Source organism: Pseudooceanicola sp. DL12, from assembly GCF_056270665.1.
The window spans coordinates 1,182,986-1,206,891 of sequence record NZ_CM149884.1; the positions used below are offsets into that span (position 1 = coordinate 1,182,986).

The following is a 23,906-nucleotide window of genomic DNA, read 5'->3' on the forward strand; positions in this document are numbered from 1 at the left end:
CTCTCCATCGTGATCTGGATCGGGTGATCATAAATGTGTCCGGACGGGGCGGACCGGGGCAGGGTGGCATGGGCCTCTGGCGGCGCGGAAGAGGGTAAAATACTATGCCTTCATGCCTAACGGTAATGGCTGAGGCGGCGGGTTGCCTGCCTGGTTAGGCGATCCGCCGGGCCTTGCCTGCGCATGAGAATAGGCAGGTATGCCTCGAATTTCGTTGCCACACGAAACCTCAATGCGACCTTGCAGCTGCATCGAGCCGGGGGCGGAACAGGCCTAGGATGGCCTTTGACACCTGAAAAATTCCCTCTCGCCAAGGCTGCTATTACTTCCAGTTATGGTTGGCTGACTTTTTTGGACTCTGCGGCTTAGCCCTGTGCGTCGATAGTGGCCCTGACGCCCGTCACTTGCGGGCCAGAATAAGGACGTCCCATGATCCCCACCAGCCACCTGCAAAGCTTCTACATCAATGGCGCCTGGGTGCCGCCACTGCACGAAGAGACGCTGCCGGTCATCAACCCCGCAACCGAGACGCCCTGCGCCAGCATCGCCCTGGGACGCGCGGGAGATGCCGAACGTGCCGTGGTGGCGGCCCGCGCGGCCTTCCCTGGCTTCTCGGGCCTAAGTATTGCCGCTCGCCTGGACCTGCTGCGCGCGATCCTGGACGCCTACATGGCGCGATACGACGACATCGCACGCGCCACCACTTTGGAGATGGGCGCCCCTGTAGTCTTGGCCCGGGAGGCCCAGGCCTGGACCGGCAAGGCACATCTCGAGGCCACCATCTCGGCCCTGGAGAACTTCCGTTTCGCCGAGCCGCGCGGCACCACGCGAATCCTGCGCGAGCCGATCGGCGTCTGCGCGCTGATCACCCCCTGGAACTGGCCGCTGAACCAGATCGTCTGCAAGGTCGCCCCGGCGATTGCCGCCGGCTGCACCATGGTCCTGAAACCCTCCGAGATCGCGCCGCTCAGCGCGCTGGTCTTCGCCGAGGTGATGGAGGCTGCCGGCGTGCCCGCCGGGGTCTTCAACCTGGTCAACGGCACCGGTCCGGATGTCGGAGAGGTTCTGGCCGGCCATCCGGAGGTCGACATGGTCAGCTTCACCGGATCGACCCGCGCCGGGGTCCTGGTGGCGCAGGCGGCGGCGCCGACCGTCAAGCGCGTCAGCCAGGAACTGGGTGGGAAATCTGCCAATATCCTGCTTCCGGACGCAGACTTCGCGGCTGCCGTGCCCGCCGGCGTCGCCGGGTGCTTCGGCAATACCGGGCAATCCTGCGATGCGCCAACGCGGATGCTGGTACCGGCCGAACGGATGGAAGAGGTCATGGTTCTGGCGGCAGAAGCGGCGGCGGGCTTCGTTACGGGCGATCCGCAGGACGAGGGCACGGACCTCGGCCCGGTGATCAGCAAGGTGCAGTTCGACAAGATCCAGCGGCTGATTGAAAGCGGCATGGCGGAGGGCGCAACCCTCGTCGCCGGCGGTCCGGGCCGCCCTGAGGGGCTGGAGCATGGATATTTCGTGAAACCCACCGTCTTCGGTCAGGTCGCCCCTGCGATGACCATCGCCCGCGAAGAGATCTTCGGCCCTGTCCTGTCGATCATGGGCTACCGGGACGAGGAAGAGGCGGTGCGGATCGCCAATGATACCCCCTATGGGCTGGCCGCCTACATCCAGTCCGCCGACCTGGGCCGCGCCCGGGCGGTGGCGGCGCGGATGAGAGCCGGAACCGTCTATGTCAACGACCCGGACTTCGACGGCCACAGCGCCTTCGGTGGCTACAAGCAGTCCGGCAATGGCCGCGAATATGCTGATTTCGGAATCAGCGAATTCCTCGAGACGAAAAGCGTCATCGGCTTCGGCGCCTTCTAGGCGTCCCAGCCCTCCGGCGGGTATCGGGGGGCCAATCACAGGCTCAGGCCAAAACCAACAGTGGAGACAGACCATGACCAAGATGACCCGACGCACTGCGGTGACACTTCTGGGGGCAACGGCCCTTGCGACACCCTTCGTGCGGCCCGCCAGCGCCGCCTCCGGCACGCTGAACCTCTACAACTGGGCCGATTACATCGGCGAGACCACGATCGCTGATTTCGAGGCCGCCTCGGGGCTCAAGGTCAATTCCGACTACTTCTCCTCGCTGGAGGAGATGCAGGCGAAGATCTTGGCCGGGTCGACCGGCTATGACGTGGTGCTGCAATCGGGACCGAACCTGCCGGTTATGCTGCAGGCCGGAGTCTATCAGCCCCTCGACAAGGCGCAGCTGTCGTCCTGGGGAAACCTGGATGCGGGTGTCCTGGAGATTCTGGCGCAGTGGGACCCGGACAGTCGCCATGCGCTGCCCTACATGTGGGGCTCGGTAGGCATGACCTACAACATGGATATGGTCAGCAAGGTGCTGCCGGATGCCGATCTGAACTCGCTTTCGGCGGTGCTGGATCCGGCCAAGGCAAAGGCGCTGGCGCGCTGTGGTCTCTCGCTGTTGGACAGCCCCACCGATGTGCTGACAGTCGTGATGCGCTATCTCGGCATCGACCCCGACACTGCCAGCGCAGCTGATTTCGATGCCGCGGTTGAGGCCATGGCGCCGATGCGGCGCTACGTGCGAACCTTCAACAATACTGCCGAGCTGCAGGGCCTGCCGTCCGGAGAGCTCTGTGCCGCAAACACCTGGTCGGGTAGCTACGGCCTGGTGGTGTCGAAGGCCAAGGACGCCGGGCTGCCTTCCAATTTCGCCTATTTCGTGCCTGAGACCGGCGCGCCCATCTGGATCGACTGCTTCTGCGTGCCCGTCGACGCGCCGCATCCCGAGGCCGCCTCGGTCTTCATGGAATACATGCTGCAGCCGGAGGTCATCGCCGCCTGCACCAACTATCTATCCTATGCGAATGCGAATGCGGCGGCGACGCCGCTAGTTGATCCCGCCATTTCGGGCAACCCCGCGCTCTATCCCGATGCCGAGACCATGAAGCGCCTCTATGCACCCAAGGCCTGGAACAATCGCCAGCTACAGGAGATGACGGCGGCCTGGAACCGGATCAAGACGGCCGGCTGATGACCATTCCGATGCAAGACTTGCCCCGCACCGCCCATCCCGTACAGGAAAGCCCCGATCCCGAGCCGGCCCGGGATGCCTTCGTGAAGGTCGAGCGAGTGTCAAAGTCCTTCGGTCTGGTCAAGGCCGTTAGGGATGTCTCCCTTGAGATCCGCAGGGGGGAGTTGTTCTCCCTTCTCGGCGGCTCCGGTTGCGGCAAGACCACGCTGCTGCGGATGCTGGCCGGCTTCGAGAGGCCGAGCTCTGGCCGGATCTTCATCGACGGGCGGGATGTCACCGACATCCCGCCCTACGAGAGGCCGGTGAACATGATGTTCCAGAGCTACGCTCTGTTTCCGCACATGAGCGTGGAAAAGAACATCGCCTACGGGCTGAAGCACGAGGCGATGAGCCGCGCCCAGAAAGCCGAGCGGGTGCGCGCCATGCTGGACTTGGTGCAGCTCTCAGACCTGGGGCGCCGCAAGCCGCACCAGATCTCAGGTGGACAGAAGCAGCGGGTGGCGCTTGCGCGGGCGCTGGCGCGGATGCCCAAAGTGCTGTTGCTGGACGAGCCGCTGGGCGCGCTCGACAAGAAGTTGCGGGAACAGACCCAGTTCGAGCTGTCCAACATCCAGCAGCGCACCGGCATCACCTTCGTCGTGGTCACCCATGATCAGGACGAGGCAATGACGCTTTCGGACCGCGTCGCGGTGATGCGCAGCGGCGCGGTGCAGCAGATCGGCACCCCGAACGAGGTCTACGAATATCCCAACTCGGGCTTTGTGGCGGATTTCATCGGGTCGATCAATCTTTACGATGGGGCGGTCGTGAAGGCAGGGCAAAGAGCCCAGGTGCTGGTTCCGGCACTCGGCCGGGAGATCTCGGTGGAAAGCGAAAAGGTGCTTGAACCTGGCCAACCCGTCCAAGTCGCCATCCGCCCCGAGAAGATCGCGATCGCCCCACGCGCGTCCGCGGGGGCTGAGAATGTCCTGACCGGATGCATCGCCAATCGGGGCTATTTCGGCAAGGACACGCTCTATCGGGTGCGCCTGGAGAGCGGAGAGATCCTGCTGGCCAGCAACGTCAATGTTGAGCGCGCCCTTGGCGGCCCGCTCTCGCGGGATCTCGAGATGCAAGTCGAACTGAGCTTTGCCCCCCACGCCGTCGTGGTTTTGCCCAAATGAGCGCGCCAGACATTAGCCCCGCTGATCTGCCCCGCAGCCTGCGCCTGCGGCATTGGTTCCACGACCGGGGGTGGCGGACACTGGTGCTGGGCGTGCCCGCGCTCTGGCTGCTTGTGCTGTTCCTTGCGCCCTTCGTCATCGTGCTGGCGATTAGCCTGGGTCAAGCGGCCCCAGCGAGCCCTCCCTTCCGGTTTTTGCCGAAGGCCCCCTTCACCGATCTGCAAAGCTATCACCGGCTGTTGGGCGAGGGGATGGTCGTGCGGGCTTTCCTGACCTCGGTCGCGAATGCCGGGCTAACCACGCTGATCTGCCTGTTGATAGGCTATCCGGTTGCACTTGGCATCGCGCGCGCTACGCCGCGCCGCCGCGGCCTGCTCTTGGTGCTGATCATTCTGCCTTTCTGGACCTCTTTCTTGCTGCGGGTCTACGCTTGGATGGGATTGCTTGGCGGCAGCAGCTGGTTCAACAAACTGCTGACCTCGCTTTGCAATCTCTTCCTGCCGGAGGACCAGGCGTTGTTCTCGCTGCACCTGATGAACACCAATTTCGCGGTCGTTCTGGTGATGGTCTATTCCTACCTGCCATTCATGATTCTGCCGCTCTACGCGACGCTCGAAAAGCTAGACCTGTCGCTGAACGAGGCCGCGATGGACTTGGGCAGCCGGCCCTTCCGGGTGTTCCGGGATGTGACCTTGCCGCTGTCGTTGCCGGGTATCGTCGCCGGGGGCACGCTTGTCTTCATCCCCGCGTGCGGCGAGCTGGTGATCCCGTCGTTGGTCGGCAACTCCTACCAGCCGATGATCGGTCGGGTGATCTCAGACCAGTTTTCGGTTGCGCGGGACTGGCCGATGGCGGCTGCGATCTCGGTCGCTCTGCTGACGGTGCTGCTGGGCCTTATGGGGCTGCTGGGATGGCTCAACCGGCGTATTCTGCGCGCAGAAGGAGAGGAAGCATGAGACGCGCCAATGTCTTCCTGAAGATTAGCGTATTCGTCGGCTTGCTGTTTCTCTACCTGCCGATTCTGTCGATGATCCTATTTTCCTTCAACCGCTCTAGCTTGGGCAATATCTGGGCGGGGTTTTCTTTGAAGTGGTATGCCCGGCTCTTAGGCAATGACGATGTGATCGCTGCGCTCGGACTGTCGCTGCGTATTGCCATGGCAAGTGCGACGCTGGCGACGGTCCTCGGTACGCTGGCGGCTCTGGCCTTGGCGAGATTCGGTGCCTTCCGGGGCCGGGCAATGTTCTCAGGGACGGTGATGGCGCCGCTGGTCATGCCCGAGGTGATCGCGGGCATTGCCTTGCTGATGCTCTTCATCTTGATGGCGCGCTGGATCGGGTGGCCGGCGCAGCGAGGCTTCCTGACCGTGACCCTGGCCCATGCCACCTATTCCATGGCTTTCGTGGCCACGGTGATCCGGGCTCGGCTGGTGGCGATGGACGTCGCAATCGAGGAAGCCGCGCTGGATCTCGGTTCGACGCCCTGGCAGGTGCTGCGGGACATAACACTTCCGGTGATCTCTCCGTCGCTGATGGCAGGCTGGCTGCTGGCCTTCACCCTTTCGCTCGACGATGTAGTGATTGCCAATTTCACCACCGGGCCCGGAGCGACGACGCTGCCGATGGTGATTTGGTCGAAAGTCAAAATGGGCATCACCCCGGACATCAACGCACTGGCCTCGCTAATCATCGTCAGCGTCGCGCTTCTGGTGCTTGCCGGAACGCTAATGATGGGCAGCGCCCGGCGCCGCACCCCGGGTTGAGCAGCTCCGAGGTCGCACTCCGGAACAGCGGTGCGGCCTCGGACCGGGAGGGGGAAATTGGGTCGGGCATGTTTCTCCAGCCCGGCCGCAATCGTAATCAACCGGCTATGAGTCCTGATCCGAGATAAAAGATGAACGTATCTGAGGGTGTGTCCCAATTTGTTTCCCACTCAACTGAGAAACTGCTATCCCGTAGATCTGGAATAAGATGGAGGCGAGTACCGGAATCGAACCGGTGTGGACGGATTTGCAATCCGCTGCGTCACCACTCCGCCAACTCGCCGCCGGTAGCCCATAGGCTATGTGGTTTAAAGGGGCATATAGCTGCGGCAGGGATCAGCCGCAAGCCGGAATTTCCAGGTAACGGTACAACGCCACATCATCTGTGTGGGGAAGGAAAGTTACAATCCCTTGGAGGAGGACAATCAGCTCGGTTTCCGAGGAGCAGGGGCCCGAAAAATGGCGTGGAAGCCCGGGTACCGCTCTACAAGTCGTGGCGCTCACCGCCAGAAGTACGAAGTGATTGAACCCGACAGGCGGCTGCTTTGCGACGTTTTTGCCAGCAATATCACGTAGCTTTCGAACCAGACTGGATTGATGCTGGTTTGCATCAACATCGGTAATGCCACTTAGGTCGTCAGGACAATCTGGGAGACGCCTCAGCGGAAACAAACGAGCAAGTCGGAGGGTCAGGACGCATAGCCATTAGATGATGGTTACCGTGCGGGCGATGGCTGAGAGGAAGGCCTTCGGGCAGCGTTCGTATCGGGTTTCCGTAGGCCACCAATCCTTGACCCGCCGAACATGATCTCGAGCCTGTTACGCCTTTTGTAGCGTCGCTTGTCACGTTTCATGGTCTTTTTGCGCTGTTTGCTGCCACGGATGCAGGCGCGTATGCCTCTGTCTTTCAATGCTTCCCGGAACCAATCGGCGTCATAGGCGCGCTCCCGGAGTAGCCAATCGACATTCGGTAGGTCGCTCAGCAAGGCCCGTGCGCCGAAGTAGTCGCTGACCTGTCCCCGGTCACGAACAGCTACAGCGGGCGGCCCTGGCTGTCGCTGATGGCGTGCAACTTGGTGTTCACGCAGCCCTTGGTTTGCCCGATCAGGCGTCCAGGCCGCCCCTTTTTTCGCGTAAATGCTGGTCGCTATGCGATTTGCTTTCCGATAGGTTGGGTCGATCATGACGGGCTTCTGATCGCTGTGATCGGCGGCCAGGCCGATCATCATCCACGCGAAGCGTCCCTTGTTGCTCCAACGTTTCCAACCTTTGTGGAGCGTCTTGTGCGGCCTCTATTCTCCCGGTGCATCTCGCCAACGCAACCCATTGCGACTTATGAAGGCAATCCCGGCGACATAGGCCTCGCATCGACGCGAGGCTTGCCGTGGCCCCTGGGAAAGAAACGCTCCAGACGTGCCATCTGCGCGTTGCTCAAGCACAAGAGACCAACGACTTTCACCGCTCGGTTTTCGAGCCCTGAATCCCGCTGCTGCTGCGAAATCAAAGGGGCCTGACCCTAGTTGTTCCCAGCGTGCTCTGTTTCAGGAAAGGCGGAGCCGATGAGAGGGGCTCTTGCAAACCTATGAGACCGAACTCTGCGACCTGTCGCCTGACCGTCAATCATCGATCGCATGAGGGTGCGGCCTTATTTTGGAAGGGCTTTGGGAGTGACAGGCGCAGCGCTCTTCCCGACGTCAGCTGTTGCCACCTGAGGCTGGATCGCAAACTATGCGAAGCTCACGCTCTGGAGGTCCTGTCCGGATGACTCTCTTTCTGATCCTGATGCTTGGTGTTGGCGGCGCGCTTGCCTATCGCGTCTGGTCGCGGCGACAACATCGGCGCGCGCTGCTTTCCTCGGGGCTGTCGGAGGAGGAACGAGCGATTGTTGCCACGCAGGTCCCCCTGGTCCGGAAACTCCCGCCGGAGTTTCGCAGCAGCCTGGAGGGAAAGATGAATGTGTTTCTCGATCAGGTGGAGTTCGTCGGCTGCAACGGCCTCGAGGTGACCGAGGAAATGGAACTGTCCATTGCGGCTCAGGCTTGTCTCCTGGTGGTCAACAGCGACACTTGGTACGACAATCTCTCAACTGTCCTGATCTATCCCGGGGCCTTCAAGTCCATGCACAAGGAGCACGACGGCTTCGTGGTCACCGAGAGGGAAACCGTCCGAACCGGCGAGAGCTGGTCGCGCGGCCCCGTCATCCTGTCCTGGGCCGATGCTCGGAAAGGCGCCGCCAACGAGCGCGACGGCCACAATGTGGTCCTGCACGAGTTCGCGCATCAGATTGATGATCTTTCCGGCAGGACCGATGGCGTGCCGGTGCTCGATCCCAGCCAGAGCTTTGCCGAATGGGAGCGCGTCATTCTCGAAGCTTACGAGCGGCACGTACAAAACGTCCTCGCGGGGCGGCGCGCGGTCTTTGATCCATACGGGGCTGAAGGGCATGAAGAGTTCTTTGCCGTCGCTGTGGAGACGTTTTTCGAGAAGGCCGTCGCGTTCAAGCAGAGCGAGCCCGAAGTATACGAACAGTTCTGTAGGCTCTTCCGGCTGGACCCCTCTGAGTGGCATCCGAACGTCGCGTGACGTCACTGTGCAAAAAATGATTATTCACGCGAGTTTTACATCCGTCGGTGCCTGGGGGGTCCTTTTCTTTTCCACAACCGCAATCTAGCCTCGCGGTCAGAACGAGAGTTCCAACATGGGAGTAAACAAATGAAAAAGCTTCTTCTGGCTTCCGCCGCTATCGGGCTCTGTGCCTCGGCGGCCTATGCCGATGATGTGAAAATGGGTGTCCTGATGGGCTTCACCGGCCCTCTGGAATCGCTGGCTCCGCCGATGGCGCAGGGCGCGGAACTCGCCATCAAGGAAGTTTCGGACTCGGGCAAGCTGCTCGGAGGCGACACTGTGACACCGGTACGCGCCGACTCGACCTGTATCGACGCAGCAGCTGCGACTGCCGCGGCCGAAACCCTGGTAACCTCCGATGGCGTCAAGGGGATTGCCGGTGCGATGTGCTCTGGTGCAACAACGGCAGTGCTGCAGAACGTTGCGATGCCGAACGGCGTGGTTATGATCTCGCCTTCGGCCACGTCGCCGGCCTTGTCGACCATGGAGGACGACGGGCTCTTCTTCCGCACGGCCCCCTCCGATGCGCGTCAGGGGGAGGTCATGGCGGACGAGATCCTGGAGAAGGGGATCAATTCGGTGGCCGTCACCTACACCAACAACGACTATGGCAAGGGGCTCGCCGACAGTTTCGAGAATGCATACGAAGCCAAGGGCGGCACGGTGACCATTTCCGCGGCGCATGAAGATGGCAAGGGCGACTATTCCGCCGAGGTTGGCGCACTGGCATCCGGTGGCGGCGATGCTCTCGTGATCGCGGGCTATATCGACCAGGGTGGTTCGGGCATTCTGCGCGGGGCGCTGGACACGGGCGCCTTTGAAACCTTCGTCTTCCCGGACGGCATGGTCAGCCAGAAGCTGCAAGACGATTTCGGTTCCGAGATCGACGGCTCCTTCGGACAGCTGCCCGACTCGGAAGGGCAGGGCATGGATGCCTATCTGGCTATGGCCGAGGCCGCGGGCTTCGACGGGTCTTCGGCATATTCTGGTGCCGCCTATGACGGCGCGGCACTGATGCTTCTGGCCATGCAGGCCGCCGGCTCGACCGATCCGCAGGTCTACAAGGACAAGATTACGGACGTCGCCAACGCTCCGGGTGAGAAGATCTATCCCGGTGAACTCGACAAGGCCCTGAGCCTGCTGGCCGATGGCCAGGACGTCGATTACGAGGGTGCGACCGCCGTCGAGATGATCGGTAACGGCGAGGCTGCCGGCACCTTCCGCGAAATCGCGGTGGAGAACGGTGAGATCACAACGGTCCAGTATCGCTGAAGCCATTCCCGAGAAAGAGCAGCCCGGAATTTCCGGGCTGTTTTCAATTAATAACACTACCTCGTGGCGTCATTTCGGCGAAACGCGAGGAACCAAGGGGGGCCCATGATCAGGGTCGAAAATCTGGTAAAGTCCTTCGGGGGCTTTCATGCGGTCGACGGTGCCAGCATCGAGATCGCCACCGGCTCCATTACGGGGCTGATCGGTCCGAACGGGGCCGGAAAATCCACGCTTTTCAATGTCATCGCTGGCGTCCATGCGCCCACTTCGGGGCGGGTGCTGATGGATGGAGAAGACATCACCGGCCTCAAGCCGCATGAGTTGTTTCACAAGGGGCTTCTGCGGACCTTCCAGATCGCGCATGAGTTTCCGTCTCTGACGGTACGTGAGAATCTGATGATGGTTCCCGGCGGGCAGACGGGCGAGACGCTGTGGAACACCTGGTTCAGCCGTGGTCGGATCCGCGAGGAAGAGGGCGCTCTGTTGAAGAAGGCGGACGAGGTTCTGGACTTCCTTACGATTTCGCACCTTAGGGACGAGAAGGCGGGCAATCTTTCCGGTGGGCAGAAGAAACTGCTGGAACTGGGCCGCACGATGATGGTCGAGGCCAAGATTGTCTTCCTCGATGAAGTCGGTGCCGGCGTGAACCGCACCCTTCTCAACACCATAGGCGATGCCATCGTGCGCCTGAACCGGGAGCGCGGCTATACATTCTGCGTGATCGAGCACGACATGGATTTCATCGGACGGCTGTGCGACCCGGTCATAGTCATGGCCGAGGGTAAGGTCCTGGCGCAGGGCTCTTCCGAGAATATCATGGAAAACGAGGCCGTGATCGAGGCGTACCTGGGCACCGGTTTGAAGAACAAGGTTGCGGCCGGAGAGGTGCAATCATGAGCTATCTCGAAGCCGCCGACATGACTGGCGGGTATGGCAAGGCCGACATCCTGCACGGATGCACCCTGACAGTGGAAAAGGGCCAGATCGCGGTCATCGTCGGGCCGAATGGTGCTGGCAAGTCTACGGCGATGAAGGCCGTATTCGGGATGTTGCCGCTGCGCGAGGGGCGCGTGACACTTGACGGCGACGACATCACGTCGCTCAGCCCGCAAGACCGCGTCAAGCGTGGCATGGGTTTCGTGCCGCAGGTCAATAACGTCTTTCCGACCATGTCCGTCCAGGAGAATCTGGAAATGGGCGCCTTTATTCGCGACGACGATTTCCGGGACACTATGGAGCAGGTCTTCGATCTTTTCCCGATCCTGAAGGAAAAGCGCCGGCAGAATGCAGGAGAGCTTTCCGGCGGGCAGCGTCAGCAGGTTGCCGTCGGGCGGGCGCTGATGACCCAGCCGAAACTCCTCATGCTCGATGAGCCCACCGCAGGTGTCAGCCCGATTGTCATGGGCGAGCTCTTTGACCGGATCATCGAGGTCGCACGCACCGGCATCTCGATCCTGATGGTCGAACAGAATGCCCGGCAGGCACTTGAGATTGCCGACAAGGGATACGTCCTGGTCCAGGGCGAAAACAGATACACCGACACTGGAAAGGCGCTCCTGGCCGATCCGGAAGTCCGCCGCACGTTCCTTGGGGGCTGACAGATGGATATTCTCAACGCGCTGGTCGCGCTCACCAACTATGTGATCATCCCGGCGACGGCCTATGGCGCGCAACTCGCGCTTGGGGCGCTCGGGGTCACGCTGGTCTACTCGATCCTGCGGTTCTCGAATTTTGCCCATGGCGATACCATGGCTTTCGGTACCGGGGTCGTCATCCTGATCACCTGGGCCCTTCAAAGCTGGGGGATAAGTTTCGGCCCGTTGCCGACGGCCCTGATCGCGCTGCCCTTCGGCATTGTGATCACCTCTGCGCTGCTGCTGGGGACAGACCGGGTGGTCTATCGCTACTACCGCGAAAAGAAGGTCGAGCCCGTGCTGCTGGTCATGGTCTCGGTGGGGGTGATGTTCGTGATGAATGCGCTGACCCGCTTCGTGATCGGGGTCGATCAGATCAACTTTGCCGACGGAGAGCGCTTCATCATCAATGCCCGCCAGTGGCGCGACATGACAGGTCTGAGCGAACCGCTCACCCTGCGAACCACTCAGCTGATCACCATCGTGACGGCAGTGATCACGGTGGCGATCCTCTTCTGGTTCCTCAATCGGACACGCGCCGGCAAATCCATGCGCGCCTTTTCCGACAACGAGGATCTCGCACTTCTTTCCGGGATTGATCCGAACCGGGTCGTGGCCGTGACCTGGATCATCACGGGGGCTCTGGCCACCATCGCCGGCACGCTCTACGGGCTCGACAAGTCCTTCAAGGCCTTTACCTATTTTCAGTTGTTGCTGCCTATTTTCGCAGCCGCCATCGTGGGCGGTATCGGCAATCCGGTGGGCGCAATCGCCGGCGGTTTCGTCATTTCCTTCTCCGAGGTCGGTCTGACCTATGCATGGAAGAAGGTGGCGACCTACCTGTTGCCGAACTGGGAGCCGGAGGGGCTCGTGCAGCTGCTCTCGACTGATTACAAGTTCGCGGTCAGTTTCGCGATCCTGATCCTTGTGCTGATCTTCCGGCCAACGGGCCTGTTCCGGGGAAAAATCGTATGAGCCACACACGTCAACCCGATCAGTCCAGCCGAATGCGTGCGCCGCTGTTCTTTGCCGTCCTCGCCGCCCTGTTGCTGATCGAGGGGCTGACCTCCGGTTGGAACTCGGCACTCGGCATCCTCAACATGGGCCTGATTTCGGCCATCATGGCGCTGGGTCTGAACATGCAGTGGGGCTACGCGGGCCTGTTCAATGCCGGTGCGCTTGGCTTCGTCGCAATCGGGGGGCTGGCCCCGGTATTGATATCCATGCCTCCGACACCCGGCGCGGCCGGGGCGGGCGGTTTGGGCATCATAGCCGCCTTTGCCGTTGCGGCGATTGCGGTGATCGCCTCTGTGCAGGCCTATCGCAGGGTTTCGGGCAAGGCGTGCGGTTTCCTTGTGGCCGCGATCCTGGTCGTGGGTTTCATCTGCTATCGCTGGCTTTTCGATCCGGCCGTTGCGGCGATCGAGGCCATCAACCCCTCTGCTGCAGGTAACCTCGGTGGGCTGAACCTGCCCACGCTGGTTTCCTGGCCGGTGGGTGCGCTCTTTGCCGCCGGCGCAGCCTGGCTGGTGGGCAAGGTCGCCCTCGGTCTGCGTTCTGACTACCTTGCCATCGCCACCCTCGGGATTGCCGAGATCGTAGTGGCGGTGCTCAAGAACGAGCAATGGCTGGATCGCGGTGTTCTGAACGTCAACGGGATCCCGCGTCCATGGCCGGTTCCCTACGAGATCGAATTGCAGAACAATCAGGGATTCGTTGACCTGGTTCAGGGCTGGGGAATGGACCCGACGACGGCTTCGACGCTGACTGTCAAGCTCGCCTTTCTCGTACTTTTCGTTGTCATGATCCTGATATTGGTCTCGGGGGCCGAGATGGCCCTCAAGTCGCCCTGGGGGCGGATGATGCGCGCGATCCGCGAAAACGAGGTTTCGGCCGAGGCCATGGGCAAGAACGTCACTGGCCGTCACCTGCAGATCTTCGTGATCGGCTCCGCCGTCATCGGCCTGGCCGGGGCCATGATGATCTCTCTTGATGGTCAGATGACACCGTCGAGTTACAACCCGTTGCGCTATACCTTCCTTGTTCTCGTGATGGTGATCGTCGGCGGTTCCGGCAATAACTGGGGTGCGGTGCTTGGTGGGATCGTGATCTGGTACCTCTGGGTCAAGGCAGGGGACTGGGGCCCTGACATCATGAGCCTGCTGGCATCGCCCTTCCCCGACGGGGATTTCAGGGAGCACCTTCTGAACTCTGCCGCGCATATGCGCATGCTTGTGATGGGTATCATCCTGTTGCTGGTTCTGCGGTTCAGCCCGAGGGGACTTCTGCCAGAAAAGTAGGGCAGGTGCCTTGGTCACGCCCGGGGGTAACCCGGGCGGCGGGGATCAGGCCGCGCCCTGTTGCGCGTTCTCCAGGTATTGAGAGGCCATGTAGCCGATCACGCGCTCGATGATGGCGGGGCGCACATGGACGTTGTCCTCGCCAAAGCAGGGCAGGCCGCCTGTGGTGATGATCTCGTAGCTCGGAAAATAGTCGACCTGGGAGCGGCCATGCGTGGCCAGTTCCGCGACCACCCGCAGTACCGATTTCGAATAGCTGTTCCGCAAGGTGGCGTCCCCACCGGCAAAGGTCACCTGAAGCGGCACCGGCGAAACAGTAAGCAGGACCTTGCGGTTCCCACTGGCTTGCAGCCGTTCGAGCATCTCGTCGACTAGCGAGCGACAGGTTTCCAAATCCATCTGCCGAAACTCGAAACGGCCCGGAGACTCGTTGATGATCCTTCTGGCCGGCGCCTCGTTGAGATAGAGCGCCGCCTCGCGGTCATACCAGGCCTCGACGAGCCCCAGCGTGATGACCACTGTCCCCGACGCCGTCAGTCCATCGGCATAGAGCCGCCGGATCTGGGCACGTCGTTCCATGGCGCGCGCCATTGTGACCGGGCGAGATCCCGTGGCGAGCAGGCAATCGGTGACCATGCCATCGCCCGAAGGATAGAGGCCGGCCTTGCTCGGATCCTCGTCGATGGCCCGGATGCACTGCAGCATAGTGCCGGGATTATACTGGTTCAGGATGCGGTTCGGCTGTCCGGGCGCTTCTTCATGAGGGGCGGAGAAATGAGCGGTCGGTACCGAAAGACCGTGCTGGATCAGCACCTTTTCAACATTGCGGGCAAAGCAGGATCCGATGGTAAAGACACTCTCGCCGGGAGAGAGCGTGAAGCGCGGCGTGACATCCGGGAAGATAAGTCCATCATGCCACCGGGAGTCGCTCCGATCCGGGTACTTGCGTCCCTTGTTGCGCAGGGTTGCCGTAAAGGCTTCTGTCCCATCGATCTGCTGCATGTTTCGCTCCGCCTTCTGGTGAACCAATGCGGGACCGCCCGGCAGGCCCGTCCCGGGGAAACGGGGTAAGGTGCCAAGATTAAGAAACGGCAAAATTGTCACCGTCCATAGCCCGTTCAAGAGGCTTTTTCGCCTTAGGGGAGAGTCTTTTCCGTCACGCATCGGGCGCATTGAGGCCGGAAAGCGCTAAAGCCTTACATCGCGCCGTTGCCGTACAGGGTCCGATGTGGCAAAACCTCCTCAGAGAAGATTCTGAACGGAAGAGTCTATTTATGACTGATTACGCAGCCCGCCGTACAATGATGGTCGATGCTCAGATCCGGCCTTCGGACGTAACCAAGTTCCCGATCATCGAAGCGATGCTGGCAGTTCCGCGTGAATTGTTCGTTCCGCAGGATCGCAAGGAAGCCGCCTATCTTGGCGAGAACGTGAGCCTTGGCGGCAACCGTGTCCTGCTCGAGCCGCGGACGTTGGCCAAGATGCTGGACGCGCTCGACATTCAGCCCGACGAACTGGTGCTAGATCTGGGTGCGGCGCAGGGTTATACCGCTGCAGTGCTGTCGCACCTTGCGGAGGCCGTGATCGCCGTGGAGGAAGACCCCGAGCTCTCCTCCGACAGCCAGCAGGTGCTGAGCGATCTGGGAGCCGATACCGTTGTGCTGCAGGACGCGAAACTTGCAGAGGGTGCGGCGGAACTCGGCCCGTATGACGTAATACTCGTGGAGGGTGCCGTCGAGCATCTTCCCGATGCGATTATCGATCAGCTGAAAGAAGGCGGCCGTATTGGCGTTCTCTTCGCCGAGGGTCACCTTGGTGTCGTGCGGATCGGCTACAAGATCGACGGAAAGATGAGCTGGCGCTTCGCATTCAATGCCGGCGCCCCGGTTTTGCCCGGGTTCGAACGACACGCGGCATTCACACTCTGATCTCCCTTCGTGGGTGGCAGGGTGCCCGGTCGATAAGTGAAAGGGCCGGGCAAACCGGCCAACAGAGGGATGGACAGGATGTCGAAACAGGCAACTGCCGCGGGTTCTCGCGCTCTCCGCGGTCGCGGACTGGCAGCAATTCTCAAGACGGGGCTTCTCGGAACGGCTCTGGGGCTGGTCATGGCAGCCGCTCCGCAGGGCGCAAAGGCCGAAACACTGGGGCAGGCGCTTGCCGACGCCTACAACAACAGTGGTCTTCTTGAACAGAACAGGGCTGTGCTTCGGGCTGCCGATGAAGATGCCGCTCAGGCACTCGCGGCCCTGCGACCGATCCTGAGCTGGTCCACCAGCGCAAGCCACAGCTACGGCACGAGCGTCAACTCGGGCTTTTCCACCAGCGCCTTCTCTAATTCGGCCAGCGCCACGCTGAGCCTGTCACTGCTGCTCTTCGATTTCGGTTCGAGCAAGATGGCAGTAGATATCGCGAAGGAAACGGTGCTGATCACCCGCGCCAGTCTCGTGACCGTCGAGCAAACCGTGCTGCTGCGCGCCGTTTCGGCCTATATGTCTGTCCGAGAGGCCAACGAGACCCTCGCCGTGCGTCAGGCCAACGTCCGACTGCTGTCGCAGGAGCTTCAGGCGGCGAAGGATCGCTTTGAAGTGGGCGAAGTGACACGGACCGATGTCTCTCAGGCCGAGGCTGCCCTTGCAGCGGCCAACAGCGGTCTTACCCTCGCACAGGGCAATGTCACTCAGGCCAAGATCGAGTACGAGGCCGCGATCGGCCATCCGCCGGGGAACCTCGCCGCGCCGTCGCAGCTGGGTACCGTGCCGTCCTCTCTCCAGGAAGCGCAGAACATTGCCCTGGTCAAGCATCCCGACATGGAGACAGCGCGTCGCCAGGTGACGGTTGCAAAGCTGCAGGTGGGGCAGGCCGACGCCAGCCTGATGCCCGAGGTCAGCCTTTCGAGTAGCTACAGCCTGTCGCGTGACCTGAACTCCGAGGACCATTCCAACACCGGCTCGATCAGCCTTGGCATGTCCGGCCCGATCTACAGCGGCGGTGCGCTTGCATCGGCCCAGCGTCAAGCGCTGCTGAACCAGGAGGCTACCACCGCCAACCTGCACGTTGTGACCATTGATGTCCGTCAGGGCGTGGCAGATGCCTATTCCGACGTCCAGGTGGCCGGGGCCGCAACGGTCTCCGGGCGCGAACAGGTGCGTGCGGCCGAGGTCGCCTTTGAAGGTGTCCGCGAGGAAGCGACGCTCGGCTCCCGAACGACGCTCGACGTGCTGACCCAGGAACAGGATCTTCTCGATGCCCGTCTCGATTACATCGGAGCGCAGGTCGATGAGGTTTTGGCGCGTTACACCCTGCTGCAGTCCATGGGGCTGCTGACTGCCACAGACTTGAAGCTGAACGTGCAGGTCTATGATCCGGCGGGCTATTACAACATGGTCAAGAATGCGCCGGCCGGTCTGTCTACGCAGGGGCGGAAGCTCGATTCCGTGCTGCGGCGCATCGGCAAGGAATAAGACCCTCGGGTCATTTGAGGAAAGAACATTCTCGCGCTAGGCTTGGCTTGGGGCGAGAATGGTGTGAAGAAATGTCAGATACGGCACATAACAACGATATCGAGGACGTGCTTTCGTCTATCCGAAAGCTGGTGTCCCATGATGCGTCGGCGGCAAGACCTGCCGCCGAGCCACTGGTCCTGTCTCCTGCACTTCGGGTGCGGGAGGGGCAGCCGCCTTCGCGTGCGCCTGCCGAGCAGGGGCAGCCCCAGGTCGAAGAAGCCGGTTTCATTGCTGTAGACGATGATGGTGAGGAGTGTTCGGCTCGGGTAACTCCGCTGCACCCGGTCGTGTCTGCCGATACTGCTGGCGCGCCGGAGGCCTCGGACCTCCGGGACACCGCCGCCATGGACGGCGCCGAGGCCGAGCAGGCGATCCTGTCGGTACTGGCCGGTGACGACACGCAACATTCCGCACGCCGGCATTTGCCGCAGGATATGAGCGGGTTGCGTAAGCTCATCTCCGAAGCGCTCGGAGCCGAATTGCATAACGATCCACACGGACCTCTTGCAACTGCTCTCCGCGAACTGATCCGCGACGAGATCGCCCGCATGCTCGGCGAAGGCGACGCGCTTTAGGTTTGCACTTCCCTGCTGAGCCTCAGCAGCACGTCGAGGTCGAGATGGGCCTCGACATGAGCCGCCAGCGCATCAAGCGTCGCCTCGACCGTTGCCTCGTAGCCCGGCTGTGAGTTTCCCCCGATTTCTGCCATATAGGCCGCTCGGAAACTATCCGATGCAAACAGCCCATGCAGGTAGCAGCCCCGCACGCGGCCGTCGGCCGAAGCCGCCCCCTCCAGCCGGTCGCCCAGCCTGAGCCAACCCCGCGTGCAATCGGGGCCGCTCGTCTCACCGAGATGGATCTCATAGCCGGAGACGGGCGCACCGGTCGTGACGTAGGTTGCATTGGAGAGGGCCAGGCGCTTACCTGACTTCATCGTTGTTGCGATATCGAGCAGCCCGAGGCCTTCATGGCTGCCCGGCCGCCCTTCTATCGCGTCCGGATCGGAAATCGTGCGGCCAAGCAACTGATACCCCCCGCAAAGTCCCAATACATGCCCGCCCCGGCGTACGTGGGCCAGCAGGTCGATGTCCCAGCCGTTGGCGCGGAAATCCTCGAGATCCGCAATGGTGGATTTCGAACCGGGCAGCAGCACGAGCTTGGCATCGCCGGGCAGGGGGCGGCCCGGCTCGATGATCTCCAGTGACACGCCTGGCTCCGCAGCGAGCGGATCCAGGTCGTCGAAGTTGGCAATGCGGCCGAGCCGGGGCACCACGACCTTCAGCGCGCCGTCGCGCGCGCGACTGCGGGCGTCGAGATCCATGACGTCCTCTGCGGGCAGCCGCCAGGCCTCGGGAAACCAGGGCAGAACACCGAGGGAGGGCCAGCCGGTATGCTCGGTGATCGCGGTCAGGCCATCATCGAAAAGCCGCGAGTCCCCACGGAACTTGTTGATCGCAAACCCCTTGATCAGCGCTCGGTCCGCCGCGGACAGGACGGTATGCGTGCCGACGATCTGGGCGATCACTCCGCCTCGGTCGATGTCGCCAATCAGGATGACCGGCACATCGGCGGCGTCGGCGAAGCCCATGTTGGCAATATCGCCGTGGCGCAGGTTGACCTCTGCCGGGCTGCCGGCCCCCTCGATGATCACGATGTCCGCCTGCGTGGCCATGATCCGGAAGCTCTCCAGAACCGATCCCATAAGCTCTTGCTTCAGCTTGAAATAATCTCGGGCACCGGTGGTGGCGCGGCGCTGGCCCTGCACGATGACCTGGGCGCCGGTGTCGGTTTCCGGCTTGAGCAGGACAGGGTTCATGTGGATCGAGAGCGGGCGCCTGCAAGCCATGGCCTGCAGGGCCTGGGCCCGGCCGATCTCTCCGCCGTCCGGGGTGACGGCGGCATTGTTGGACATGTTCTGTGGCTTGAAGGGGGCAACGGAGAGGCCGCGGTTGGTGAGCGCGCGGGCAATCCCGGCGACGAGCATCGACTTGCCCACGTTGGAGCCCGTCCCCTGCATCATGATCGCTCTGGCCATGCTCTCTCCTGTCGCTACCGGCCCCGTTCTGCCATGCAATCCATGCGCCGGACAACGAAAAACGCGCCCGGTACGGACGCGTCTTTCAAGGCAGCTTGTATAACGATGTCAGAGGTTTATGCGGCTTCTGCCTGCTCGGCCGCATGGCGGCGTTCGCTTTCCTCGCGCGACAGTGCAACAGACGTGCGGACGCCCTTGGAGACGAACTCCATCAGACCTTCCACCACACGTTCGTTCGGGTCGATACCGGCACAGGAAAGCACTTCGCGGCCGTCGCGGGAGCGGGCCCAACGTGCGATCTGTTCCGGACCGTTGCCGTATTTCTTGTCGTCAGCAATGGCGTCATCGAGTGCAGCCAGTACGACGGCTGCGAAAAGTTTGCGTGCGCGATTGCCCTGTTCGTTATTGAAGGCCGTGCCGTCAACGAAATCTTTCATGATCCGTCCTTGCTTTATTGCTCTTGTGTTTCGGGCGTGCCGCTCCTTATGAACAAAATGAGACGATTCGGATAGCGCAATCACGCATCCCTGCCATGCTCCTGGCGCATGGCTGAAATGGGGCTGTAAGACAGCTCTGTCGCGGCACCGGATCGCTTGCCTCAGGCACGAGGGACAGATATAGGCTGGCCCGGATACCATTCAACCATGGCAGGCGGTTCAGGAATGCCCAAGATCAACGGAAACGAGATTCGTCCCGGCAACGTGCTGGAGCATAATGGTGGCCTCTGGGCAGCCGTAAAGGTCGACCACGTGAAACCCGGCAAGGGTGGCGCATTTGCACAGGTCGAACTGAAGAACCTGCGCAACGGTTCGAAGCTGAACGAGCGCTTCCGCAGCGCCGACAAGGTCGAGCGCGTGCGCCTGGAACAGAAGGACATGCAGTTCCTCTACGAGAGCGACGGCATGCTCGTCTTCATGGACACCGAGACCTACGAGCAGACGGAACTGCCCGCAGACCTGCTGGGCGACCGTCGCCCCTTCCTGCAGGACGGCATGACGATCGTGGTGGAATTCCATGAGTCCGAAGCACTTAACGCCACGGTACCGCAGAAGGTCACCTGCAAGATCGTCGAGACCGAGCCGGTCGTGAAGGGCCAGACGGCCGCCAACTCCTTCAAGCCCGCGATCCTCGACAACGGCGTGAAGGTCATGGTGCCGCCCTTCGTAGGCCAGGACGAGGACATCATCGTGAACACCGAAACGATGGAATATTCCGAGCGCGCCTGAGCCGTCGGACCCCATCGGAGAGATGACGCAAGGGCCGCTCTGCCGTGAGGCAGGGCGGCCCTTTCGCATGGCAGGGCATGGGGCGCGATCCGCGCCGGAAGGCCGGACACAGGGGTGCGACCTGCCGCCGCAGGGCGGGATTTGCCGGCCCGAAGCGGCGGCCGTGCGGGTAGAGACGACGCAGCGTTACACCGCGGCGGGGGGCCCAGGCCGAGTCGCGGGGCCTGAGGCCGGGCCCGGTACCGGCTGCCGAGGGCAGCCACGAGGCCGGGGGCGCGGGCCGGTTTGCACCGGCAAGAGCGGGGGAGGCGGGCCGGCCGAGCCCGGATATTCATTTGCAGGCATATGACATAACTGCATGGCTGCGCCGAGTTGGGCGCTTTTGTATACGTGCAGATTCCCGAAAATTGCTGCGCTGCGGCGAAAAAGCCAAGTGCTTGAAAAGGCCGGATTCCAACGTCGGTATTACGTCGGTATCGCGTCGGTATTGCGGCGGTGCGAAATCGGCCGCGGTGATTGCGCCGCAATGCAGCAGGCGGGTGGCAATCTGCCCGCTTTCAGGGCGTTTTGAGAATTTATCCGGGGGGAGGTCAGGCGGCGGCGGCCGGGCGCAGGCCCATGGTCACCCGGCGGGCGCCACCGAAGGCCCCGAACCAGAAGGCCAAGCCGGCGAGGCCGCCGAAGACGCAGGCCACAACGATGCTGGGCAGGAAGGGGAAGATCGAGAGCACGACCGCACCGGCCAGCACGGCGCCGGCAAGGGGCGCGTTCCACCAGGAGAAGCTGGCCCGGACCAGCGCGGCGCCGAGCCAGAGCAGCAGCACGAAGAGCGCCAGCAGCCCGGCATAGAGCCCGCCATAGGCCGCGGTGATCGCGAGGATGCGCATGGCGGCGTGCATGTGGGTATCGCCATAGTTGGCAAGCTGCTCCGGGCGCAGCTGTGCCAGCGCCATGGTGGTGCCCCAGACCAGCAGCACACCGATGACATAAGCCACGATACAGCCGCGAATGACCCTGAGTGCCTGCATGATGAACCCTTTCGAAACAATGGCCCGAACTTGGCCTGCAATTGGCCTGCAATTGGCCTGAACCGGGCCTGGTCCGGCCTGAAACCGGCCGCACCTTTATCCCGGCGCCGGCGAAGTTCAAGGTGGCGCGCTGTCCTGTGCGGCCCGGTGGCGGGAGGTTGCCCATGGGGAAGCCCGCAGGACAGGGTGAGGGGCGGTCAGGCGCCGAGCGTGTCGAGCAGGCCGCCGACCATCCCGGCATATCCGCCGCCGAAGAGCCGCAGGTGCACCAGTGCCGGCCAGAGCTGATAGATGGCACGTCGGTCCTGCCAGCCGGGGGCGAGGGGGCCGTAGGCCTCGGCAAGGCCGGGGCCGGGACGCCCGAAGAGATGCAGCATCGCCAGGTCGACCTCGGCATCGCCATGGCAGCAAGCCGGGTCGATCAGGTGCAGGGCGCCGCCGGGACCGAAATGCAGGTTGCCCTGCCAGAGATCGCCATGCAGCAGCGCCGCCGGCGGGGCGGCCGGCAGCAGGGCGGGCAGGCGGGCGCAGAGCGCCTCTGTCCGCCGGGCGAGGGGCGCAGGCAGATGGGGAAGGCAGGGCAACAGGCGGGCCTCGGCCCAGAAGGCGGGCCAGGTGCCATCGCGCGGGCCGCCGGGAATGGCCAGCGGGCCAAAGGCATAGTCTTCGTGCCAGCCATAGGCGGTGCCGGTGTGATCGTGCATGGCGCGCAGGGCGGTGCCGAGGCGCGCCCAGCTCTCGGAGGTCGGGGCGGCCTCGGGCAGGTAGGCGAGGACGAGCAATTTGCCCTCGACGGCGAGGACCTGCGGCACCGGCGCGCCGGCCGCGGCCATGGCGCGCAGCATGCGGGCCTCGGTGCTGACCAGATCGCCCTGCTTGGTCACCACGCGGGTGCCGTCGGCGAGGGTGAGCAACGTCACCTGCGAGAGGTCGCCGCCATGAAGCGGGCGTGCCGCCGTCACCGCCTGCCCGAGCAGGGCCTGGGCGGCGGCGGCGATCATTCCGCCGCTTCGGGCAGGGGCGAGACGCGGGCCGGGCCGGCCTGCATCTCGTCGCCCATGCGGTCGAAGCGGAGATAGGCGATGCCGCGTCCGCCCGATTGGGTAAAGAGCGTGCCGGCGGGTTTGCCGCCGGCGGTGATCTCGGTGCCGACCGGCGCCTCGCCCTCTACGGCGACGGTCATCAGGCCCTTGCGCAGCTCGGTCTTGTGTTTCATCCGCGCGGTCACTTCCTGGCCGACATAGCAGCCCTTGCGGAAGTCGACGCCGTGCAGGCGCTCGAAGCCCGCCTCGAGGATATAGCTGTCTGGCGTCAGCTCGATGCCGGTCTCGGGGATGCAATGGGCCACGCGGATGGCGTCGAAATCGCTGCCGTCGTCGCCCTCGGCCTCGCCGTAGAGGCGCCAGCCGAGCGCCGGGTGGCGGGGATCGGGCACGGCGCCCGGCGGCGGGGTGCCGGTGCCGCGGTAAACCTTGAGCCCGGTCTCGGAGATCGTGACCTTGGAGCGCAGCTTGTACATGGAGAGCCGCTGGAAGAGCGCGGGGGCGAGGGCGGTGGCGACGTCGAGCAGGACGGCATCGCCCTCGGCCACGAGGAGGAAATCGGCCAGGTACTTGCCCTGGGGCGTGAGCAGGGCGGCATAGGCCGGGCCCTGGTCGAGGTGCTCGACGTTGTTGGTGACGAGGTTCTGCAGGAAATGCACCGTCTCGGGCCCTTCGAGGCGCAGGATCGTGCGGGCGGTTTCGGTCATGGGAGAACTCCGGTATTCGTTGGGGCGAGTATAACGCAGCGGGCCGTGGGGAACAGGGGCCGCTGAGAGGCGGGAGCAGGAAATGGGTGCAGCGGTATCGGTGATCGTGCCGACGCTGGAGGCGGCCGGGCAATTGCCGGCCTGCGCGGCGGGGCTCTTCGAGGGGCTGTCGGAAGGGGTGATCCGCGAGCTGGTGGTGGCCGACGGGGGATCGGGCGACGAGACCCGGCGGATGGCCGATGCGATCGGCGCGGATGTCGTGGAGGCGGAGGCGGCGCTGCAGGCGCGGCTGGCCGCGGGCGTGGCGGCGGCGCGGGGCGACTGGCTGATGTTTCTGGGCGTCGAGCGGGTGCTGAAGCCCGGCTGGGCGCTGGCGGTGCGGGCACAGCTCGAGGCGCGGGTGCCGGCGGTGCTGGGCGGGCGCGTCTGGTTCCGGCGCGCGAGCCTGGGGCAGGGGGTGCTGATCCGGGCGCAGGATTATGCCGCGACGAGGGGGTTCGACGCGGCCGGGCGGCTGAAACTGCCGCGCCGGCCGGTGGTTCTGGAGTACTGA

22 protein-coding genes, 1 tRNA gene and 1 pseudogene are annotated in these 23,906 nt (G+C 63.1%); 16 read left to right on the plus strand and 8 right to left on the minus strand.

Features of this window, described 5'->3' with window-relative positions:
• Positions 1–429 precede the first annotated feature (429 nt).
• From AC0WR5_RS05500 to AC0WR5_RS05520, 5 genes are all read left to right on the plus strand, one after another.
• Entirely contained in the window at positions 430–1,869 is a 1,440-nt protein-coding gene (locus AC0WR5_RS05500) for an aldehyde dehydrogenase family protein (RefSeq protein ID WP_475867549.1), read from the plus strand.
• A gap of 73 nt (positions 1,870–1,942) precedes the next feature.
• The gene (locus tag AC0WR5_RS05505; protein ID WP_475867550.1) at positions 1,943–3,052 is read left to right on the plus strand and encodes an extracellular solute-binding protein; all 1,110 of its coding nucleotides are present in this window, start codon (positions 1,943–1,945) and stop codon (positions 3,050–3,052) included.
• Positions 3,052–4,215 carry an ABC transporter ATP-binding protein gene (locus AC0WR5_RS05510; protein WP_475867551.1) on the plus strand — a complete coding sequence of 388 codons (1,164 nt, stop codon included), beginning with the start codon at positions 3,052–3,054 and terminating at the stop codon, positions 4,213–4,215. Before AC0WR5_RS05505 ends, AC0WR5_RS05510 begins: the two co-directional genes overlap by 1 nt.
• Entirely contained in the window at positions 4,212–5,171 is a 960-nt protein-coding gene (locus tag AC0WR5_RS05515) for an ABC transporter permease (RefSeq protein ID WP_475867552.1), read from the plus strand. Before AC0WR5_RS05510 ends, AC0WR5_RS05515 begins: the two co-directional genes overlap by 4 nt.
• Positions 5,168–5,977, plus strand: coding sequence for an ABC transporter permease subunit (locus tag AC0WR5_RS05520; RefSeq protein WP_475867553.1), 810 nt, complete (start codon positions 5,168–5,170; stop codon positions 5,975–5,977). The genes AC0WR5_RS05515 and AC0WR5_RS05520 overlap by 4 nt, the downstream gene beginning before the upstream one ends.
• 209 nt (positions 5,978–6,186) lie before the next feature.
• Here AC0WR5_RS05520 and AC0WR5_RS05525 read toward each other — a convergent pair.
• Together AC0WR5_RS05525 and AC0WR5_RS05530 are read right to left on the minus strand one after the other, a co-directional pair.
• Positions 6,187–6,260 (minus strand) — tRNA-Cys (locus tag AC0WR5_RS05525).
• A 422-nt stretch (positions 6,261–6,682) separates the two neighbouring features.
• Positions 6,683–7,397: pseudogene (locus tag AC0WR5_RS05530) on the minus strand (IS5 family transposase).
• A 341-nt stretch (positions 7,398–7,738) separates the two neighbouring features.
• Here AC0WR5_RS05530 and AC0WR5_RS05535 point away from each other — a divergent pair.
• The 6 genes from AC0WR5_RS05535 (at position 7,739) to AC0WR5_RS05560 (ending at position 13,808) form a co-directional block, all read left to right on the plus strand.
• Positions 7,739–8,560 carry a M90 family metallopeptidase gene (locus tag AC0WR5_RS05535; protein WP_475867554.1) on the plus strand — a complete coding sequence of 274 codons (822 nt, stop codon included), beginning with the start codon at positions 7,739–7,741 and terminating at the stop codon, positions 8,558–8,560.
• Between the two features lie 129 nt (positions 8,561–8,689).
• Positions 8,690–9,874 carry an ABC transporter substrate-binding protein gene (locus AC0WR5_RS05540; RefSeq protein WP_475867555.1) on the plus strand — a complete coding sequence of 395 codons (1,185 nt, stop codon included), beginning with the start codon at positions 8,690–8,692 and terminating at the stop codon, positions 9,872–9,874.
• Between the two features lie 105 nt (positions 9,875–9,979).
• Positions 9,980–10,771: an ABC transporter ATP-binding protein gene (locus tag AC0WR5_RS05545; RefSeq protein WP_475867556.1), complete on the plus strand. Its 792-nt coding sequence runs from the start codon at positions 9,980–9,982 to the stop codon at positions 10,769–10,771.
• Positions 10,768–11,472 carry an ABC transporter ATP-binding protein gene (locus AC0WR5_RS05550; RefSeq protein ID WP_475867557.1) on the plus strand — a complete coding sequence of 235 codons (705 nt, stop codon included), beginning with the start codon at positions 10,768–10,770 and terminating at the stop codon, positions 11,470–11,472. Before AC0WR5_RS05545 ends, AC0WR5_RS05550 begins: the two co-directional genes overlap by 4 nt.
• A 3-nt stretch (positions 11,473–11,475) precedes the next feature.
• Complete coding sequence (locus AC0WR5_RS05555) at positions 11,476–12,483, plus strand: branched-chain amino acid ABC transporter permease (protein ID WP_475867558.1); 1,008 nt, start codon at positions 11,476–11,478, stop codon at positions 12,481–12,483.
• Positions 12,480–13,808: a branched-chain amino acid ABC transporter permease gene (locus tag AC0WR5_RS05560; protein ID WP_475867559.1), complete on the plus strand. Its 1,329-nt coding sequence runs from the start codon at positions 12,480–12,482 to the stop codon at positions 13,806–13,808. Before AC0WR5_RS05555 ends, AC0WR5_RS05560 begins: the two co-directional genes overlap by 4 nt.
• A gap of 45 nt (positions 13,809–13,853) precedes the next feature.
• Here the strand turns inward: AC0WR5_RS05560 and AC0WR5_RS05565 are convergent, their stop codons facing one another.
• Positions 13,854–14,810: a GSCFA domain-containing protein gene (locus tag AC0WR5_RS05565; protein ID WP_475867560.1), complete on the minus strand. Its 957-nt coding sequence runs from the start codon at positions 14,808–14,810 to the stop codon at positions 13,854–13,856.
• A gap of 272 nt (positions 14,811–15,082) precedes the next feature.
• Between AC0WR5_RS05565 and AC0WR5_RS05570 the strand changes: the two genes are divergently transcribed.
• The 3 genes from AC0WR5_RS05570 (at position 15,083) to AC0WR5_RS05580 (ending at position 17,889) form a co-directional block, all read left to right on the plus strand.
• On the plus strand, positions 15,083–15,736 hold the full coding sequence (locus AC0WR5_RS05570; protein ID WP_475867561.1) for a protein-L-isoaspartate O-methyltransferase family protein: 654 nt from the start codon (positions 15,083–15,085) through the stop codon (positions 15,734–15,736).
• 180 nt (positions 15,737–15,916) lie between these two features.
• On the plus strand, positions 15,917–17,272 hold the full coding sequence (locus AC0WR5_RS05575; protein ID WP_475867562.1) for a TolC family outer membrane protein: 1,356 nt from the start codon (positions 15,917–15,919) through the stop codon (positions 17,270–17,272).
• Between the two features lie 71 nt (positions 17,273–17,343).
• Positions 17,344–17,889, plus strand: a complete 546-nt coding sequence (locus AC0WR5_RS05580) for a hypothetical protein (RefSeq protein ID WP_475867563.1) — start codon at positions 17,344–17,346, stop codon at positions 17,887–17,889.
• On the opposite strand, the gene AC0WR5_RS05585 is transcribed toward AC0WR5_RS05580, so the two are convergent.
• Both AC0WR5_RS05585 and AC0WR5_RS05590 read right to left on the minus strand, forming a co-directional pair.
• A complete protein-coding gene (locus AC0WR5_RS05585; protein ID WP_475867564.1) occupies positions 17,886–19,349 on the minus strand; it encodes a cobyric acid synthase in 1,464 nt (487 codons plus the stop codon). The genes AC0WR5_RS05580 and AC0WR5_RS05585 overlap by 4 nt on opposite strands.
• Positions 19,350–19,465: 116 nt before the next feature.
• Entirely contained in the window at positions 19,466–19,786 is a 321-nt protein-coding gene (locus tag AC0WR5_RS05590; RefSeq protein WP_475867565.1) for a DUF6280 family protein, read from the minus strand.
• Positions 19,787–20,011: 225 nt separating this feature from the next.
• Between AC0WR5_RS05590 and efp the strand changes: the two genes are divergently transcribed.
• Positions 20,012–20,575, plus strand: coding sequence for an elongation factor P (gene efp / locus AC0WR5_RS05595; RefSeq protein ID WP_475867566.1), 564 nt, complete (start codon positions 20,012–20,014; stop codon positions 20,573–20,575).
• 590 nt (positions 20,576–21,165) lie between these two features.
• Here the strand turns inward: efp and AC0WR5_RS05600 are convergent.
• The 3 genes from AC0WR5_RS05600 to ygfZ all read right to left on the minus strand — a co-directional run bounded on the left by AC0WR5_RS05600 (position 21,166) and on the right by ygfZ (position 23,353).
• On the minus strand, positions 21,166–21,603 hold the full coding sequence (locus tag AC0WR5_RS05600) for a hypothetical protein (RefSeq protein ID WP_475867567.1): 438 nt from the start codon (positions 21,601–21,603) through the stop codon (positions 21,166–21,168).
• A 197-nt stretch (positions 21,604–21,800) separates the two neighbouring features.
• The gene (locus tag AC0WR5_RS05605; protein ID WP_475867568.1) at positions 21,801–22,604 is read right to left on the minus strand and encodes a fructosamine kinase family protein; all 804 of its coding nucleotides are present in this window, start codon (positions 22,602–22,604) and stop codon (positions 21,801–21,803) included.
• On the minus strand, positions 22,601–23,353 hold the full coding sequence (gene ygfZ / locus AC0WR5_RS05610) for a CAF17-like 4Fe-4S cluster assembly/insertion protein YgfZ (protein ID WP_475867569.1): 753 nt from the start codon (positions 23,351–23,353) through the stop codon (positions 22,601–22,603). Before ygfZ ends, AC0WR5_RS05605 begins: the two co-directional genes overlap by 4 nt.
• An 82-nt stretch (positions 23,354–23,435) precedes the next feature.
• Between ygfZ and AC0WR5_RS05615 the strand changes: the two genes are divergently transcribed.
• A complete protein-coding gene (locus AC0WR5_RS05615) occupies positions 23,436–23,906 on the plus strand; it encodes a glycosyltransferase (RefSeq protein WP_475867570.1) in 471 nt (156 codons plus the stop codon).

Bases quoted from the DNA above. Each gene is read 5' to 3' on its own strand.
- AC0WR5_RS05500 (WP_475867549.1), top strand. From the start codon at position 430: ATGATCCCCACCAGCCACCTGCAAAGCTTCTACATCAATGGCGCCTGG.
- AC0WR5_RS05505 (WP_475867550.1), top strand. From the start codon at position 1,943: ATGACCAAGATGACCCGACGCACTGCGGTGACACTTCTGGGGGCAACG.
- AC0WR5_RS05510 (WP_475867551.1), top strand. From the start codon at position 3,052: ATGACCATTCCGATGCAAGACTTGCCCCGCACCGCCCATCCCGTACAG.
- AC0WR5_RS05515 (WP_475867552.1), top strand. From the start codon at position 4,212: ATGAGCGCGCCAGACATTAGCCCCGCTGATCTGCCCCGCAGCCTGCGC.
- AC0WR5_RS05520 (WP_475867553.1), top strand. From the start codon at position 5,168: ATGAGACGCGCCAATGTCTTCCTGAAGATTAGCGTATTCGTCGGCTTG.
- AC0WR5_RS05535 (WP_475867554.1), top strand. From the start codon at position 7,739: ATGACTCTCTTTCTGATCCTGATGCTTGGTGTTGGCGGCGCGCTTGCC.
- AC0WR5_RS05540 (WP_475867555.1), top strand. From the start codon at position 8,690: ATGAAAAAGCTTCTTCTGGCTTCCGCCGCTATCGGGCTCTGTGCCTCG.
- AC0WR5_RS05545 (WP_475867556.1), top strand. From the start codon at position 9,980: ATGATCAGGGTCGAAAATCTGGTAAAGTCCTTCGGGGGCTTTCATGCG.
- AC0WR5_RS05550 (WP_475867557.1), top strand. From the start codon at position 10,768: ATGAGCTATCTCGAAGCCGCCGACATGACTGGCGGGTATGGCAAGGCC.
- AC0WR5_RS05555 (WP_475867558.1), top strand. From the start codon at position 11,476: ATGGATATTCTCAACGCGCTGGTCGCGCTCACCAACTATGTGATCATC.
- AC0WR5_RS05560 (WP_475867559.1), top strand. From the start codon at position 12,480: ATGAGCCACACACGTCAACCCGATCAGTCCAGCCGAATGCGTGCGCCG.
- AC0WR5_RS05565 (WP_475867560.1), bottom strand. From the start codon at position 14,810: ATGCAGCAGATCGATGGGACAGAAGCCTTTACGGCAACCCTGCGCAAC.
- AC0WR5_RS05570 (WP_475867561.1), top strand. From the start codon at position 15,083: ATGACTGATTACGCAGCCCGCCGTACAATGATGGTCGATGCTCAGATC.
- AC0WR5_RS05575 (WP_475867562.1), top strand. From the start codon at position 15,917: ATGGCAGCCGCTCCGCAGGGCGCAAAGGCCGAAACACTGGGGCAGGCG.
- AC0WR5_RS05580 (WP_475867563.1), top strand. From the start codon at position 17,344: ATGTCAGATACGGCACATAACAACGATATCGAGGACGTGCTTTCGTCT.
- AC0WR5_RS05585 (WP_475867564.1), bottom strand. From the start codon at position 19,349: ATGGCCAGAGCGATCATGATGCAGGGGACGGGCTCCAACGTGGGCAAG.
- AC0WR5_RS05590 (WP_475867565.1), bottom strand. From the start codon at position 19,786: ATGAAAGATTTCGTTGACGGCACGGCCTTCAATAACGAACAGGGCAAT.
- efp (WP_475867566.1), top strand. From the start codon at position 20,012: ATGCCCAAGATCAACGGAAACGAGATTCGTCCCGGCAACGTGCTGGAG.
- AC0WR5_RS05600 (WP_475867567.1), bottom strand. From the start codon at position 21,603: ATGCAGGCACTCAGGGTCATTCGCGGCTGTATCGTGGCTTATGTCATC.
- AC0WR5_RS05605 (WP_475867568.1), bottom strand. From the start codon at position 22,604: ATGATCGCCGCCGCCGCCCAGGCCCTGCTCGGGCAGGCGGTGACGGCG.
- ygfZ (WP_475867569.1), bottom strand. From the start codon at position 23,353: ATGACCGAAACCGCCCGCACGATCCTGCGCCTCGAAGGGCCCGAGACG.
- AC0WR5_RS05615 (WP_475867570.1), top strand. From the start codon at position 23,436: ATGGGTGCAGCGGTATCGGTGATCGTGCCGACGCTGGAGGCGGCCGGG.